The sequence below is a fragment of the Nonomuraea bangladeshensis genome (genome assembly GCF_039529455.1).
Taxonomy (GTDB): domain Bacteria; phylum Actinomycetota; class Actinomycetes; order Streptosporangiales; family Streptosporangiaceae; genus Nonomuraea; species Nonomuraea bangladeshensis.
Window position 1 is genome coordinate 35,550 of record NZ_BAAAMV010000001.1, and the last position, 17,283, is coordinate 52,832.

Here is a 17,283-nt window from a genome sequence, read left to right on the forward strand (position 1 = left end):
CAGGTCAGACCGGGTCGGCGGCTAGCACGGTGAAGCCGGGGACGTTCTCGTTGGGCAGCACCAGTTGCGGGGCGTTCGCCGGGTTCGAGGCCGAGAGAGTCGCTGAACGAACGATCGACTTGGTCAGTTGCCGGGCGAACTCGGTAAGGGCCTGCGCGGGGGACACGCCGGTCTGGGCGACGAACGCCCTGAAGGTCGCGATGCGGGTGAGCGTTTGCTGCTCGACGTCCCCGAAGCCGAAGGCCAGAATGTGCGGACGGGCGGCGAATCCAGGAGAGACGAGCTTGTCGTATTCGTCCTCCCAGCCCCGGTCATTGGGCTGTCCATCGGTGAGGAAGAAGACCGTCGGGCGGAACGGCGTGTGTCCGGCCTGCTTGAGTTCGGCGATGTCGGCGGTGATGGTCTCCCTCAGCAGCGAGAACGCCGAGCTGTACGAGGTGAGCCCGCGCGAGGAGAGCACCGGCACACGATCCACGTCGCCCAGATCGGACAGAGGGAGGAGGACCTCCGCGATGTCACTGAAGCCGATGATGGAGAACCGCGCCTTGTCGGCGACGATCGGGTTGCTGCTGATCTCCTGATGGATCTTGGGCAGCTCGCTGTTGATCGCGTCGAGGGGTTCACCGTGCATGGACGCTGACTCGTCACAGACCAGATAGAAGGGCAGTACCTGCTCGCTCATCTCATCCTCATCGCTTGTCGGCGCAGCCTTCCGTCACGAAATAGATCTCCATGGAGATCGATCCGCCCGGAGCTGCGAGGTCATGGAAATTCCGGGTCGCGGCGGACCTGAAGATCCCGGGATAGGCTCGCCGCGCTGCCTCGTTCACCCGGCCGGCCAGCTGCACGCCATCGCCTGTCGCACCGTTCGCGCCGAAGGTGAGGACCATGCCTGCGTGCCGCCCGGCCAGCCGGCGCTTGTGCGCCCGCAGCGCTGTCTTCACCTGGGTGACGAGTTCCCTCCCGCTCGCCGAGGGATTGACCCGGAACGAGATTTTCAGGGCTTTCGAACCCACCCCGGCGACGCGTGCGGCGCACCCTGATGAGCTCGGAGACGCGGAAGGCGAGATCGCCGGCCCCGGGGTCGGCTTGGGGGAAGCCGGAGAGGCCGCTTGTGCTCCGAGCATGATGATGGTCATACCGAGCAACAGGTCCGCGAAGAGCCAACCGGCCAGCGCGATCAGAGACATCTGCGCACGGCGGGGCTTCACGCCGGATCCCGTCCGTCGCGAACCGCACCCGCGGCGATGACCTCGCCGACCTGATTCACGGCGTTCTGCAGACCGGCGATGGCTTGACTCAGGTCAACGAGCTCGGCTTCCGTCGCCTTCCTGATCACAGGCGAGATCTCGGCCACGGTCCTCGAGACCGCCAGCGGGAGCTGGCCGACCGCGCTGCGCAGATTGTCCAGTTCGGCACCGGTGGCGGCTCGGATCGAGACAGGGATGGTCTCAATCGCCTCGGCGAGGGTGGCGGGAAGTTCGCGCAGCTCTTCCAGGAGCCGCACTGTCCTGCCGGAGGCGTCAGAGGCGATCTCGATGCGGGAGGCGTGATCCCCGACCACGCCGGCCCAGCCTTCCAGCGCGTGACGCACCTCCTCGCCGGTGTCGCCGAAGGTACGGGTGAAAGCGCTGGTCGTGTCGTTGAGCGCCCCCGTGATCTGCTCCCCGACCTGGTTCATCGTCACCTGCGTCATGGAGGTGACGTCCGACACGGCGCGATGCAGCCCGTCCATCGCGGACGAGATGCCGCTGACAACCGTGGCCAGCTCGCTGACGCGTGCGGTCAGCTCCCCCACATGGCTGTCCAGCTGTTTTGTCGTGTCACGAACGGCCGCGCCTGCTTGGGCGCTGGCGTCCTCCATGGCGGCCCGGACCTTGTCCGTCGAGTAGGTCACCAGGTCACCGAGCCGGTCCCCGGCCCGGTCCATGGCCGCTTCCGCCTTCTCTCCGACCTTGTCGATGGCGTACGTCGTCCGATCGACGGTCTGCGTGAGATCCGCGGTAGCGGCGGTCACGGACGCCAAGTGCTCATCGAGCTTCCACGCCGCCGCCTGGACGTCGGCCGAGGCCTCGGTCAGGCTCGCCATCGCTTCTCTGGTGCTGCTCATGGAGGCCTCCAGAGAGTGCACCACCTGCTCCTGGAATCGCCGCAAGGTCGCGCCGACCTCGCTGATCTCGATCGCGCTCTTGGTGAGCTCTGCCTGGAAACGGGCAGGGCTCGCGAGCCGTACCTGCCCGAGGGTCAGGGTCGCCTCCGTCAGCGCGTCTCGCAGCTCGGTGCGGAGCTGTTCGGCCCGCAGCTCGGCCCTGCTCTCCTCCCGGCGCCGTAACAGCCGTTCAAGGAGCGTGACAGTGATGAGAACCGCGATCGCCATCAATGTGGCCAACGCTATGCTGTCAAATCGCCAAATACCGGACAAACGCCCATCAAAACCCTGCTGCCACATCTCCAGAAAGGGGCGGCGAGCAGTCTCAGCGCCGCCTGACTTAATCGCCTCGCCGTAAGAAGTAGTGGCTCGCTGGAGCCCGAGCCAAGTGATCCCGATGGGCAGAAAAACCAGAACTGGCTGCACGAGGTCCAGAAGGTTGAGCAGACCCGCCCACCTGGACTTTTGAGACACAGGCCGGACCGTTTCCTCGGGCGGAAAAGCGGCGAACAGGTCCACCTCGCACCAGCGCTCGCCCTCGGCCTGCTCCTCGACGCCCCCTGCCAGGAGACGGAGCTGATTGGCGCGTGCCTGCAAGAACGGTTCCGCGGCAAGCTTTCGGAACTTCTCAGCAAGCGCGTGATTTGTCACGATCAGCCGCATCCTTTCTTGACAGGGCGGTGCCCACAAGCGTCAGAAAGGCCTGTGGATCGATCCAGCGACAACACAAGGCATGACCAACGAGACAGGGAGTGTGTAGCGTAATAGATGAGCAAGCAAGTGTCATTCTCGGACGAGGTGCGGGAGGTTGGACAAGAATGACCACCCGCACTTCAGCCTGATGCATAATTCTTGGCTTGGGCGCCCCGGCCCTCCTTCACCATATCCGTTGACTCAGTTCACAATCAACCCTTAGTGTGTGCGCAGACGTTACTGATCATCGCGTGCAGGGCGAGAGGCAACCAGTGAACGTAGACGTGGTGGCGGACCGGTTCCGACTGCTGGCCCCCCTGGGCAAGGGCAACATGGGAGAGGTCCACCGAGCGCAGGATCTCCATGACGGCAACGCCACGGTCGCCGTCAAGCTGATCCTCCGCAGCAGGTCTGGAACGATCCTGAACTCGCGTTCCGATGCCAAGGCGCTGCAGCGGTTCCACCGCGAGGTACGCATCATGCGCAGGCTCCGGCACCCCAACCTGCCCAGGACGATCGCCGGCGGCGTGGACGCCTCCGGCCTGCCGTACCTGGCGATGGAACTCTTCGACGGCGAGACCCTCAGTGACCTCATCTCTGAGCACCCGCAGCTCCCCGTCCCCTGGGCCGCGGCTCTGGGAGCGCAGATCGCGGACGCGTTGTCCGCCGCTCATGCCGTCGAGGTCGTCCACCGCGATCTCAAGCCCGGCAACGTGATGCTGCTGCGCGGCGGCCTCGTCAAGGTCCTCGACTTCGGCGCGGGCCGCATCATCGGCGACATCGAGCACAGCAAGATCACCAGCACGGGGGTCACGGTCGGCACCGCCCGCTACATGGCCCCCGAGCAGTTCCGCGCCTCGGCCGTCACCCAGGCCGCGGACCTGTACGCCCTAGGCTGCGTGCTGTTCGAGATGCTCACCGGCGTCCCTCCGTTCCACAGCGAGTCCGCCTTCGAGCTCGCCCAGAAGCACCTCAAGGAGCAGCCGCCCCCCATCGGCCTGCTCCGCTCCGACGTCCCACAGGGCTTCACCCGCCTGGTGGAGCGGTTACTGGCCAAGGATCCGGCCGACCGTCCCGCCGACGCGGTCGCCGTCCGGGAGGCGCTGCTGCCATTCGCGGAAGGGGCGGCGCACGTTCCCGGCTGGTCGGACTTCGATCCGGTGGCCCGCCTCAAGCTCAGGCCGGCGGATCAGGGGCCGGCTCCCACCCCGGCGCCGGAGCCGCGCCAGGCGGGCGCCGGCATGGACGTCTTCGGCGTCCACCAGCAACTGCTCAAGGACTACAGGGCGTTCACCGAGGGCGGCACGATCATTCGCGACGGCCGGATCGCGGCTTTCGTCGAGGAGGACCTGGACGCCAAATCGCAGTGGCCCGATCCGTGGGTCTCGCTGAACCCCTTCTTCAAGTCGGGCGGAACGGTGCTGGAGGCGTCCCAGAACGGGATCCTGCACCCGGAGTGCGCCCGCATCTTCCAGGTCGGCAAGACCGAGGGCGGCACGGAGTGCGACGGCCGGCCGCTGACGCTCCACCAGCACCAGCTCGAAGCCATCAAGACCGCGCAGTCCGGCAACTCGTACGTGCTCACGACCGGCACGGGTTCCGGCAAGTCCCTGGCCTACATCGTGCCGATCGTCGACAGGGTGCTCAGGCAGCGGGACCAGGAGGACCCGAAAGCGCGGAAGCGGGTGCGCGCGATCATCGTCTATCCGATGAACGCCCTGGCCAACAGCCAGCTCAAGGAGCTGGAGAAGTATCTGAGGGACGGTTACGGCGCCGGCCGGGAGAAGGTGCGCTTCGCCCGCTACACCGGCCAGGAGGACGAGGCCACCCGCAAGCGGATCCGCGACGACCCGCCGGACATCCTGCTCACCAACTACGTGATGCTGGAGTTGATGCTCACCCGGCCCGAGGATCGCAAATCGCTGATCAGGATGGCCGAGGGGCTGGAGTTCCTGGTCTTCGACGAGCTGCACACCTACCGCGGCCGGCAGGGCGCCGACGTCGCCCTGCTCATCCGCCGGGTACGCGATGCCTGCCGCGCCGAGAGCCTGCAGTGCATCGGCACCTCCGCCACCATGGCCACCGAGGGCACGGCCCAGGACCGCCGCGACGAGGTGGCCCGAATCGCGACGACGCTCTTCGGCACACCCGTCGACGCCGCGAACATCATCGGGGAGACGCTGGTCCGCGCGACGGGAGAGCCGCCGGAGACGGTGCCGGTCGAGCGGCTGAGTGCGCCCGGGGCGCCCCGCGCGTACGAGGACCTGGTCAAGGATCCGCTGGCCCGCTGGATCGAGACGCGCTTCGGGCTCACCGTCGACGAGGAGGGACGGCTGGTCCGCCAGCACCCCGCCAAGATCGAGGAGGCCGCGGCCGAGCTGGCCGGGACGAGCGGCCTGGACACGGAGACGTGCGCGGAGGCGATCCGGGCCACGCTGAAGGCGGGCTCGGAGGCGTGCCATCCGCTGACCGGCCGCCCGCTCTTCGCCTTCCGGCTGCACCAGTTCCTGTCCAAGGGCGACACGGTGCACGTCACGCTGGAGGACGAGTCGAGCCGTCACCTGACCCGTGACTACCAGCTCTACCAGCCGGGCACCGACGGCAAGATCCTGCTGCCGCTGGCCTTCTGCCGTGAGTGCGGCCAGGAGTACCTCACCGTGTGGCGTTCGGAGAAGAACGGCAAGGTGGTGTACGAGAACCGCCGGGAGACGATCGCCACCGGCGGCAGCAGCGAGGACGGCTACCTCTACATCGACTCCACCCATCCGTGGCCGTCCAGTGTCGAGCAGGCGTTGAAGGATCGCCGGCTGCCCGAGTCCTGGCTGGAGTTCGACGTGCACGGCGGGGAGGTGGTGCGGGACTCGTACCGGCCGAGGGTCCCCCGTCTCGTGACCGTCGACCCGTACGGCGTGGAGGGGCAGGGTGAGCTGAAGGCCGCGTTCATCCCGGCGCCGTTCCTGTTCTGCCTGCACTGCGGGGTGAGCTACGAGCAGGTACGCGGAAAGGACTTCGCCAAGCTGGCCCGGCTCGACCAGGAGGGCCGTTCCTCGGCTACCTCGCTGATCTCCGCCTCGATCGTCCGCTCGCTCAAGAAGGTGCCGGCCGAGTCGCTGAAGAAGGAGGCCCGCAAGCTGCTGACGTTCGTCGACAACCGGCAGGACGCCTCCCTTCAGGCGGGGCACTTCAACGACTTCGTGCAGATCACCCAGCTGCGCAGCGCGCTCTACCACGCGGCGACCGCGGCGGGCGGGGACGGCATCCGGCACGAGGACCTGGCCTCCCGGGTCTCCGGGGCGCTGGGGCTGAGCCCCGGCGACTACGCGGCCGACGACGATCTGCCGCCGTCGATGGCGGCCATGGCGGCGAAGACGCTGCGGGACGTGATCGCCTTCCGCCTCTACCTGGATCTGCAGCGGGGCTGGCGGGTCACCATGCCCAACCTGGAGCAGACCGGTCTGCTGGTCATCGACTACGCGGACCTCGATTGGCTGGCGAACAAGGATGATCGGTGGAACGACGCCCACCCCGAGCTGCGCCGGGCCGAGCCGGGGCAGCGCGCCGAGATCATGCGGGCGCTCCTGGACGAGATGCGCCGTTCGCTGGCCATCGACGTCGAGTACTTCCGGGAGGACTTCGACAGCCTGCAGCGCGCGAGCGAGGAGCGCCTGAAGGATCCGTGGCGGCTGGCCGGCGGTGACCGGCCGAAGGTGAGCACCGCCTACCCGCAGGGTTCCCGCCCCGGCATCGACCGTTCCGGGCTGTTCCTGTCGGGGAGGGGCAAGTTCGGCAAGTACCTGCGGCGGATCCACTTCTCACAGGTGTCGACCGACGACGCCCAGCAGATCATCGCGGACCTGATGAAGGTGCTGGCGAAGGCGCATCTACTGACGGCGTTCGAGGCCGCGCCGCAGCGGGCCGGCCGTTACCGCCGCCCTTCGGGGCCGCCCATCACCGGTTACCGCATCGCCGCCGCCTGCCTCATCTGGCGGGCGGGCACCGGGGAGAGCGGCAGCCATGACCCCCTGACCCGCACCTACGCCAGCGGCGACGGCCCGCGCGTCAACGTCTTCTTCCGTGATCTCTACCGCGACACGGCCGCCGCCCTCGCGGGGCTGTCGGCTCGCGAGCACACCGCGCAGGTGTCGCCGGAGGACCGGGAGCGGCGCGAGGAGGACTTCCGCAAGGCGGAGCTGAAGCTGCTCTACTGCTCCCCCACGATGGAGCTGGGCGTCGACATCTCCGAGCTCAACGCGGTGATGATGCGCAACGTGCCGCCCACGCCCGCCAACTACGCCCAGCGCAGCGGCCGGGCGGGCCGGCAGGGACAGCCGGCGCTGGTCACCACCTACTGCGCCACCGGCAACAGCCATGACCAGTACTATTTCCGCCGCTCCGACCGCATGGTCGCCGGGGCGGTCCGCCCGCCGCGGCTGGACCTGGCCAACGAGGACCTGGTCCGCTCGCACGTCCAGGCCATCTGGCTGGCGGAAAGCGGGCTCAGGCTGGGCAACAACATCCCGACGCTCATCGACCTGAGCTACGACGAGGGCGCCCGCCGCCCTGACCCGAAACTGCTCCTGCACACCACCGTTGAGGCGACCGTACGCGATCAGGAGGCGCGGCGACGCGCGGTGGCGGCGGCTCACAACGTGCTCGACGGGGTGCTGGCCGGTTTCGGCGAACCGCCCACCTGGTGGCACGACCAGTGGATCGAGGAGCAGGTGCGCCGGGCTCCGGAGGAGTTCGACCGGTCCTTCGACCGGTGGCGCGACCTGTTCAGGGCGGCCCTCGCCGACCAGGCCGAGCAGAACCGGCGGCGCCTGGACCACACGCTCACCGACCGCGACCGCAAGATCGCCGAGCTGCAGCGCAAGCAGGCCGAGACCCAGCTCGACCTGCTGAAGAACGAGAGCGTGGACAGCCGGTCGCTGCTGTCGGACTTCAACCCGTACCGATATCTGGCCAGTGAGGGCTTCCTGCCCGGCTATTCCTTCCCCCGTCTGCCGCTGGCGGCGTACATCCCGACGACGGGGCGGCGCCACGGCGACGGCGACTACCTGCAGCGTCCCCGTTTCCTGGCCATCAGGGAGTTCGGGCCCGGCGCGCTGATCTACCACGAGGGCAACCGCTACCAGGTGGATCGCATCCAGTTGCGGCCCGACGCCTCGGGCGAGGTGGTGACCACGGAGGCGCAGCGCTGCGCCGGGTGCGGCTACCACTACGACTCGACCGAGCGTGCCGACAAGTGCGAGGTGTGCGACGCGGTGCTGCCCACGCCCACCCGCGGGCTGCTCCAGTTGCACACCGTCTACACCAGGCGGCGGGAGCGCATCTCCTCGGATGAGGAGGAGCGGCGTCGCGCGGGATTCCGGCTGGTGACCTCCTACCGCTTCAACGATCACGGGCAGCGGACGGGCCGCCGGGACGCGCTCCTGGCCGACGCGACGGGAAAGCTCGCGACGCTCTCCTTCGGCGACTCCGCCACCGTCCGCATCTCCAACCTGGGACGGCTGCGCGCCAAGAAGGGTGAGCCGGACGGCTTCTGGCTCGACCCGGCCGACGGCCGCTGGCTCAACGAGCAGGCGGCGGCCGACGCCTCGGGCGACTCCAGCGAGATGCCCGTGGTCGACGCCGACGGCAACGAGAAGCGGCAGCGCAAGCGCGTCATCCCGTACGTGCAGGACACCCGTAACATCCTGGTGCTCAAGCTCGATGAACCCTTGTCCGTGCCGGTCGCGCTGTCGCTGATGTACGCGCTGGAGCGCGGCATCGAAGCCGCCTTCGAGCTGGAGGACTCGGAGTTGACCAGCGAGCTGCTGCCGCCCAATGAGGGGCCGCGGGATCGCATGCTCTTCACCGAGGCCGCGGAGGGCGGCGCCGGCGTGCTCCGGCTGATGCAGTCGGAGCGAGGCGCGCTGGCCCGAGCCGCCGCCGAGGCCCTCGCGATCTGCCACTTCGCTCCCGACGGCACCGACCTCGGCGGCCCGCGCCACGACCGGAAGTGCGCCCGCGGCTGCTACGACTGCCTGCTCACCTACGGCAACCAGCTCAACCACGCCGACATCGACCGGCATTCGGTCCGCGACCTGCTGCTGCGCCTGGCCGACGCCGAGGCGAGGCCGACCGGGCGTGGCGAGAGCCGTACCGAGCAGCTGAAGCGGCTGGACGGCCAGTCGGAGACCGGGCTGGAGAGCAGCTTCCTCGCCTGGCTGAAGGAGCAGGGGCTGCGCCTGCCCGACGAGGCGCAGACGTTCATCACCGAGGCGCTGGCCAGGCCCGACTACGTCTACCGGCTTCCCGGCGTCAAGCTGGCGGTCTTCGTCGACGGCCCGGTCCACCAGGACGCGGTGATCGCCGAGCGGGACGCCGAAGCCGAGGAGCGTCTCTTCGACCAGGGCTGGGACGTGATCCGCTTCAAGCACGACGCCGACTGGGCGGCGGTGGCGTCCCAGAACGAGCGCTACTTCGGAACCATGACCACGCGAGGGAACAGCTGATGCCCGCCTACTCCGCCGGCTCCCTGGTCTCGGCCAGGGGCCGCGACTGGGTGGTGCTCCCCGAGAGCGCCGCCGACATGCTGGTGCTGCGCCCGCTGGGCGGCTCCGACGACGACGTGGCCGCCGTCTTCCCGGCGTTCGAGGACGTGGTCAGCGCCAGTTTCGCGCCGCCCTCGCCGAAGGATCTGGGCGACCAGCACGCGGCCGGGCTGCTGCGCTCGGCGCTGCGCATCGGCTTCCGCTCCGGCGCGGGGCCGTTCCGGTCGCTGGCGGGGATCGCGGTGGAGCCGCGGGCGTACCAGCTGGTCCCGCTGATGATGGCGCTGCGTCAGAAGACCGTCCGCATGCTGATCTCCGACGACGTGGGCATCGGCAAGACCGTCGAGGCCGGGTTGATCGCCGCCGAGATGCTCGCCCAGGGCAGTGCGGAGCGACTGGCCGTGCTCTGCTCGCCGGCGCTGGCCGAGCAGTGGCAGGAGGAGTTACGGACGAAGTTCGGCATCGACGCGGAGCTCGTCTTAGCCAGCACGGTCTCCAAGCTGGAGCGGGGCCTCGATCTGGGGCAGTCGCTCTTCGACCGGCACCACAGGGTGATCGTCTCCACGGACTTCATCAAGTCCACCCGGCACCGCGACGACTTCGTCCGCCACTGCCCCGACCTCGTCATCGTCGACGAGGCGCACACCTGCGTCGCGGCCGACGACAGCACCTCCACCCAGAACCAGCTCCGCTACGAGCTGCTGCAGCGGATCGCGAAGGAGCCCGAGCGGCACCTGCTGCTGGTGACCGCGACGCCGCACAGCGGGAAAGAGAGCGCCTTCCGCAATCTGCTGGGTCTGCTCAGCCCCGAGCTGGCCTCGGTCAGGCTCGACTCGGACGCCGGGCGGCGGCTACTCGCCCAGCACTTCGTGCAGCGCAAGCGGGCCGACGTACGCCACTTCCTCACCGTGAACGACGGCCTGGCCGACGACAGCCAGCGCGAGGACACCTCCTTCCCCTCCGACCGCTATTTCAAGGACGAGACCTACCGCCTCTCCCCCGCCTACCGGTCGCTGCTCGAAGACGCCATCGCCTACGCCAGTGAGCGGGTGTCGGCGGCGGGCGAGCAGGGCAAGCGGGAGTCCCGCATCGCCTGGTGGTCGGCCATCGCGCTGCTGCGCTCCATGGTCTCCTCCCCTCGTGCCGCCGCCCAGACCCTGCGGACCCGCTCGGCGGCCGCGGTGGCCGCGAGCGCGGAGGAGGCGGACCGGCTGGGCGCCCCGCTGACCAGCGACGCCTCCGACAGCGACGTCCTGGAGGGCCTCGACGTCGCGCCCGGCGCGGAGACCGACGAGGCGGGGGCGCGGCTGGCCCAGCTCGCCGAGCGCGCCGCGAAGCTGGAGGGCCCGGACGAAGACCTGAAGCTGGCGGCCCTGGTCAAGCACCTCAAGGCGCTGATCCGCGAGGGCTACAACCCGATCGTCTTCTGCCGCTACATCCCCACCGCCGAGTACGTCGCCGAGCACCTCGACGGCAAGCTCGGCAAGAAAACCGTGATCCGGCACGTCACCGGCACCCTCTCCCCGCAGCAGCGCCTGCAGCGCATCGAGGAGCTGGCCGACGAGAGCGCCGACGCCCCGCGCGTGCTGGTGGCCACGGACTGCCTGTCGGAGGGCGTCAACCTCCAGCACCACTTCGACGCCGTCGTCCACTACGACCTGGCGTGGAACCCGACCCGCCACGACCAGCGCGAGGGCCGCGTCGACCGCTACGGCCAGAAGCGTGACGTCGTCAAGGTCATCACCCTGTACGGCAGCGACAACGGCATCGACGGCAAGGTCCTCGAAGTCCTGATCAAGAAGCACCGCCAGATCCGCAAGGACCTCGGCATCTCCGTCTCCGTTCCGGACGCCGCCTCCACGGGCGTCACCGACGCCATCGTCGAATGGCTGCTCATGCGCGAGCGGCAGCCCGACCAGGAGGCGCTGTTCGAGCTGGAGGAGCTCGACCGCAAGGCCGAGGCGCTGGAGACGGAGTGGAGCTCGGCCGCCGAGCGCGAAAGCACCTCCCGCTCCCGCTTCGCCCAGCGCTCCATCCACCCGGAGGAGGTGGCCCGTGAGGCCGCCGCCATCCGCGACACGCTGGGCCGTTCCGACGAGGTGCGGCGGTTCGTACGGAACGCGCTCGACGCGCTGGACGGCGTGATCCGTGAGAGCGGCGTCCCGGGCGACTTCACCGCCGACATCAGCGGAACCCCCGCCGGTCTCCGTGACGCCGTCGCCCCGGTGATCGGCGGCGAGCTGAGCCACCCGATTCCGTTCCGCACGACGCCGGCGGTGGCGCGGGGCGAGGCCGCTCTCGTCCGCACCGACCCCGTGGTCGGGGCGCTGGCGGGGTACGTGCTCAACACCGCCCTGGAGACCGAAGGCAGGCGGCCGGCCAGGCGCTGCGGGGTGATCCGCACCGACGCGGTGCGAACCCGTACGACGTTGCTGCTGGTCCGCTACCGCTTCCATCTCACGCTGCCGTCCCGCTCGGGCGAGAAGCAGATCGTCGCCGAGGACGCCCGGCTCCTGGCCTTCCAGGGCTCGCCCGCCGGCGCGCTCTGGCTGCCTCCGGAGGAGGCGCTCCAGCTCATCGACGCGACCGCCGACGCCAACACCGACCCGGTCTTCGGCGAGCGCACCATGACCCGCGTCCTCGACGGCCTGCCCGCCGTCGCCGGGCAGTTGAGCGAGTACGGCAAGCAGCTCGAAGCCGAGCTGGAGGACTCCCATCGCCGGGTGCGCAGCGCGTCCGGCGAGATCATCCGAGGTCTAGACGTCACCGTGCAAGAACCCGCCGACATCCTCGGCGTCTACGTCTATCTGCCCGCCGGAGGGGTCGCCTGATGTCCGCAGTCACCCGCAACCAGGTCTTCTCCGCCGTGCACACCGTCGGCGGGTTGCTGCCCGCCGACATGCTGCTGCGCATCTCAGAGGGCAAGGACGTCAGGGGAACGGCCCCCGCCGACTATCGCGTCATCGGTTCGCGCTCGGTTCGGGACGACGCCGAGCGTCATTGGGACTACCTCAAGTCCATTTGGACGGAGCTCCGTCAGAAGTTCCCCGTTGCCCCCGAGGCGGAGATCCCCGCCGATCCAACGGGGCTTGCGCTGAGCCAATGGTTGGAGCCGTTCTTCGCCGAGCTCGGGTTCGGCGACTTGACCGCTATCGGAAAGTCAGGCATTCCTTCGGACGACGGCAGTAAGACCTTCGCCATCAGCCACCGCTGGAACCATGTCCCCATCCACCTGTGTGCGTGGAACACCACCCTCGATCGACGCCCAGGCGGTGCCGGCACAATCCCGCCGCAATCGCTTGTGCAGGAGTGCCTGAACCGCACTGACTCTCACCTGTGGGGCGTTCTCACCAACGGTCGCCAGCTGCGTCTGCTGCGTGACTCCAGTGCGCTGGCCACCGCCTCCTACATCGAGTTCGACCTTGAGGCCATCTTCGACGGAGAGCTGTTCAGCGAGTTCGTCCTGCTGTATCGGCTCCTGCACGTCACACGCTTCAGGGTCGAAGAAGGCGAAGCCCCCTCAGCCTGCTGGCTGGAGAAGTGGCGAGCGGACGCCATCACGTCCGGCATGCGCGCGCTGGACCAGCTACGTAAGGGCGTTCAGGAAGCGATCACCGCACTGGGCACCGGTTTCCTCCGTCACCCCGCCAACGCCGCCCTGCGGGAGAACGTCGACGTCAAGGCCCTCCACAACGCCCTGCTTCGCCTGGTCTACCGGATGCTGTTCCTGTTCGTCGCCGAGGATCGCGACGCCCTGCACGCACCGGCCGCGAGCGAAGAAGCGCGGCAGAGGTACGACAAGTACTTCTCCTCCGCCCGGCTCCGCTCCCACGCCCGTCGTCGGCGAGGCACTGGTCACAGCGACCTTTATCAGGCTCTCCGCATCGTGCTCGACGCTCTCGGCGACGAACGGGGGCGACCGGAGCTCGGGATTCCGGGCCTCGGCGGCATCTTCGACGAAACCGAAGCCGATGCCCCGCTCAAGGGGTTGCTCCTGTCGAACGAGTACCTGCTGTCCGCCGTCCGCCATCTTTCGGAAGTCCGTGATGCCGGCTCCCGCCGCAGGCGCTCTATCGACTACCGTCACCTGGACGCGGAGGAGCTGGGCTCGGTCTACGAATCCCTCCTGGAGCTCGTGCCGCGACACAGCGCGGTGGATCGCACATTTGAGCTGGTCGAGATAGCGGGCAACTCCCGCAAGACCACGGGCAGCTACTACACGCCCTCCTCGCTGATCGAGTGCCTTCTCGACTCCTCGCTCGATCCCGTCATCGATGACGCAGTGAAGCGCGGCGAGCAAGCCGCCAGTGCGGCCGGCCAACCGGACCCCGCCGACTCGATCATCGCCGAGCTCCTTTCACTCACCGTCTGCGACCCCGCCTGCGGCTCCGGCCATTTCCTCGTCGCTGCGGCTCGCCGGATCGCCAAGCATGTCGCCGCCGTACGGGAACGCAACCCCGAGCCCACGATCGACGCCGTACGGCGCGCTCTTCACGAGGTCATCGCCCGGTGCATCTACGGCGTGGATCTCAATCCGATGGCGGTCGAGCTCGCCAAGGTATCCCTCTGGCTGGAAGCCCTGGAGCCCGGTAAACCGCTGAGCTTCCTGGACGCCCATATCAAGTGCGGCAACGCCTTGATCGGGGCCACGCCTGCTCTCATGCGAGGAGGCATTCCAGACCAGGCGTTCATCGCCACCGAAGGCGACGACAAGAAGCACGCCAAAACCCTTGAAAAGCTCAACGCCGAGGAACGTCAAGGCATATTCAGGCTCTTCGACACCGCGGACGACGCCGTAAAGGTGACCAACGCTGCCTTCGCATCAAGCATCCGGCGCATCACGGATGCCCCCGCTGACGACCTTCGCGACGTTCACGAGCAGGCGGCCGCGTACGACGAGTGGGAGCAGTCGGCTGAGTACGTCAACGCCATGCACCTGGCGGACGCTTGGTGTGCGGCATTCATGTGGATCAAGAGGCCCGATACGCCGAGGGCTGTAACAGACGGGCTCTTCCGTTCATTGGAGGACCCGGAAGCCTCAGGAGCCACCCAGGCGACTCATGACGAGATCACCCGCCTTCGCAACCAGTATCGGTTCTTCCACTGGCATCTGGAGTTCCCCGAGGTCTTTACGGTGATGGAGGACGATCGAGGAGCTTCCGCCGCGACCGGCTGGGCCGGCGGCTTCGACTGCATACTCGGAAATCCACCATGGGACAGCGTCGAGCTCAAGGAGCAGGAGTTCTTCGCTCAACGGGTTCCAGAGATCGCTGCAGTTGGGAAGGCAGACGCCCGAAAGAAACTGATCGCTAAACTGCAGGACGATCCCGACACACAATCGATCTACAACGAGTACGCAGCGGCCAAACGCGCCGTCTACGCGGAGAGCCACTTCTTGCGGAGGTCGGGCCGCCTTCCCCTCACTGGACAGGGCAATCTCAACACGTATGCAGTGTTTGCGGAGACAGCCCGTATCGTGATGGGGTCACACGGACGCGCGGGCCTGATAGTTCCCACGGGTATCGCCACCGACGCTAGAACGCAGTACTTCTTCAAGGACCTGGTGCAGGCCTACTCCATAGCAGCTCTCTACGACTTCGAGAACGCAGCGCCTCTATTTCCGGATGTGCACCGCTCCTTCAAGTTCAGCATCCTAGCCCTTGCCGGCCGCGATCTACAGGAGCCATCCGCCAGATTCGCATTCTTCCTCCACGATCCAGCAGAGCTCGCCGACGCAAACAAAACATTCACCCTAACCCCCCGAGAAATACAGCTGCTAAATCCGAACACCGGCACCTGCCCGATCTTTCGAACGCGAAACGATGCCGAAATCACCCTCGGAATCTACAAGCGCGTGCCCATTATTATTCAAGAAGGCAATTCAAGGGGAAACCCATGGAAGATGTCCTTCCTTCGAATGTTCGATATGGCACATGATTCTGATCTCTTCAACGGGCGCGACGAGCTTGACCATGACGGATGGAGTTTGACCAGGAACATCTTTACCAAGGGTCCGGAGAGGATGCTGCCGCTCTATGAGGCCAAGCTGCTCCATCACTACGACCATCGTTGGGCCACATACACCGAAAACGAGACCGTGCACGATCTCGATCTCCGCGAGAAACAGGATCCTTACCTGGCCGTCCAACCCCGATATTGGGTTCCACAGAAAGATGTCCTGGCAAAGCTAGCGGAGAAGGGCTGGCATCATAACTGGTTGCTCGGATGGCGCGATATCTGTCGGGCTACTGATGAGCGTACAATGATCGCTACAGTGGCACCGCGAGTGGGATTCGGGCACAAGTTTATGCTCGCCATATCTGGAGAGAATCCGTGGGCGCTTCAAGCCCTCTGGTCAACCTTCGTATTCGACTTCATCGCACGCCAGAAGATTGGCGGAACTTCGATGAGCTTCTTCTTAGTCAAGCAACTTCCGGCATTCACTCCTGAGCAGGTTCAGGTGCACGCGGAAGGCATTCGGATGCGCATGCTTGAGCTGTCCTACACCTCCTGGGACATGAGCCCATACGCCCATGATCTCGGCGACACAAACGCACCGTTCCAGTGGATCGAGGATCGCCGAATAATCATCCGAGCCGAGCTGGACGCCCTCTTCTTCCACCTTTATGGCATCTCTCGGGACAACGCCGCCTACATTCTCGACACCTTTCCTATCACAAGGCGAAAGGATGAGGCGAAATACGGCAGCTACCGCACCAAAGAACTTATCTTAGCCGAGTACGATCGCATGACAGCGGCCGGCGTAAGTCTAGAAAACCCTCTCATCGATGGAGAGAACTTCGTCTCCAAACTTACCCCGGCACCTGGCCATGGCCCCCGTCACCCGGCGAGAGGCGAGATGAAGGCCGATCGAGAGAGCTAAGCCCGGATGTCGAATTCGCCATCCATGACACCGCCGATGAACGCCTTCCATTCATCGTGAGTGAACAGCAACTTGGGCCCATCTGGGTCCTTACTGTCACGAACGGCGACCACTTCAGGAAGATTCATCGCGACCTCGACACACTGACCGCCATTTCCCGACGAGTAAGTCGACTTCCGCCACATAGCTTTACTCAAGTCCATTCTTTTCTCGCTTCCTCGATTATCCTGCGGGATTCTCGCTCAGGATACGCCCAGAGGCGGATGGCCTCATAGCGTTCCCAAATCGCGGCCACGATGTCACAGTCCGAAGTGATCTGCGCCTGGGCTGGGGCGTCGGAGCTGATGACATCGGGCTGCCCATCGGGGAGTTTGGCGATCATGAAGGGACCGGCCAGGCCGGGAAGGCAGTCCGGATCGACGACCTGGATGAATACGGAGGGACACGCCGCGAAATCCAGTAGGCGGTCGAACTGTTCACGCATCACCTCTGGTCCACCGACCCGCCGGCGCAGCACTCCGGCGTCGAAAAGGACGTAGATCAAGGGCGGCCTGCTCCGTTCAAGGATGCGCTGCCTTCGCATTCGAGCTTCCACTCTCTCCCCCACCTCGTCAGGGCCGATACCGGGCTCCATGCTGAAGATATGGCGGGCGTACGTCTCGGTCTGGAGCAGGCCGGGGATGAGCAGAGGGTCCCATGACCGCAGAACAAGAAGGGTGGGCTCGATCTCTTCGGCCCAGTTTCTGAACCAGGGCGGGTTGCCCGGCTGATTGACGATGCGTTCGTGGAGCTGGGCGAAGGAGACGCCGCCGGACGTGCCGAAGAGCAGGTCCAGCCGTTCGGCGTCCGACCGTGACGGCGTGCGGTTCGCCTTCTCCAGACGACTCACCTGAGTCTGCGTGCAGCCGAGCCGGGCCGCCACCGCAGCCTGGGAGAGCTCCGCGGCCTCCCGCAGTCGCCGCATCTCCGCCCCGAAGCGTACGCGCGGAGAGTCCGGATTGATTGACGGCACAGCCTCCATG

General features: G+C 66.9%; 8 protein-coding genes. 3 read left to right on the forward strand and 5 right to left on the reverse strand.

Annotated features, from left to right (window positions below):
* Positions 1–4: 4 nt before the first annotated feature.
* Genes ABD292_RS00150 through ABD292_RS00160 form a run of 3 tightly spaced genes read right to left on the reverse strand, consistent with a single transcriptional unit; the run spans position 5 to position 2,812 of the window.
* Positions 5–682: a vWA domain-containing protein gene (locus tag ABD292_RS00150; protein ID WP_344204096.1), complete on the reverse strand. Its 678-nt coding sequence runs from the start codon at positions 680–682 to the stop codon at positions 5–7.
* Positions 683–689: 7 nt separating this feature from the next.
* Positions 690–1,190 (reverse strand): hypothetical protein, encoded by a 501-nt coding sequence (locus ABD292_RS00155; RefSeq protein ID WP_344204097.1) that lies wholly within the window; start codon positions 1,188–1,190, stop codon positions 690–692.
* 17 nt (positions 1,191–1,207) lie between these two features.
* The gene (locus ABD292_RS00160) at positions 1,208–2,812 is read right to left on the reverse strand and encodes a hypothetical protein (protein ID WP_344204100.1); all 1,605 of its coding nucleotides are present in this window, start codon (positions 2,810–2,812) and stop codon (positions 1,208–1,210) included.
* Positions 2,813–3,114: 302 nt separating this feature from the next.
* On the opposite strand from ABD292_RS00160, the gene ABD292_RS00165 reads away from it, so the two are divergent.
* The 3 genes from ABD292_RS00165 to ABD292_RS00175 are packed head-to-tail and all read left to right on the forward strand — an operon-like array spanning position 3,115 to position 16,261.
* Positions 3,115–9,339 (forward strand): protein kinase domain-containing protein, encoded by a 6,225-nt coding sequence (locus ABD292_RS00165; protein WP_344204102.1) that lies wholly within the window; start codon positions 3,115–3,117, stop codon positions 9,337–9,339.
* The gene (locus tag ABD292_RS00170) at positions 9,339–12,209 is read left to right on the forward strand and encodes a DEAD/DEAH box helicase (RefSeq protein ID WP_344204105.1); all 2,871 of its coding nucleotides are present in this window, start codon (positions 9,339–9,341) and stop codon (positions 12,207–12,209) included. The genes ABD292_RS00165 and ABD292_RS00170 overlap by 1 nt, the downstream gene beginning before the upstream one ends.
* Entirely contained in the window at positions 12,209–16,261 is a 4,053-nt protein-coding gene (locus ABD292_RS00175; protein WP_344204108.1) for an Eco57I restriction-modification methylase domain-containing protein, read from the forward strand. The genes ABD292_RS00170 and ABD292_RS00175 overlap by 1 nt, the downstream gene beginning before the upstream one ends.
* Here the strand turns inward: ABD292_RS00175 and ABD292_RS00180 are convergent.
* On the reverse strand, positions 16,258–16,464 hold the full coding sequence (locus ABD292_RS00180; protein ID WP_344204109.1) for a DUF397 domain-containing protein: 207 nt from the start codon (positions 16,462–16,464) through the stop codon (positions 16,258–16,260). The two genes, ABD292_RS00175 and ABD292_RS00180, sit on opposite strands and share 4 nt — an antisense overlap.
* The gene (locus ABD292_RS00185) at positions 16,455–17,282 is read right to left on the reverse strand and encodes a helix-turn-helix domain-containing protein (RefSeq protein ID WP_344204110.1); all 828 of its coding nucleotides are present in this window, start codon (positions 17,280–17,282) and stop codon (positions 16,455–16,457) included. The genes ABD292_RS00180 and ABD292_RS00185 overlap by 10 nt, the downstream gene beginning before the upstream one ends.
* Position 17,283 lies beyond the last annotated feature (1 nt).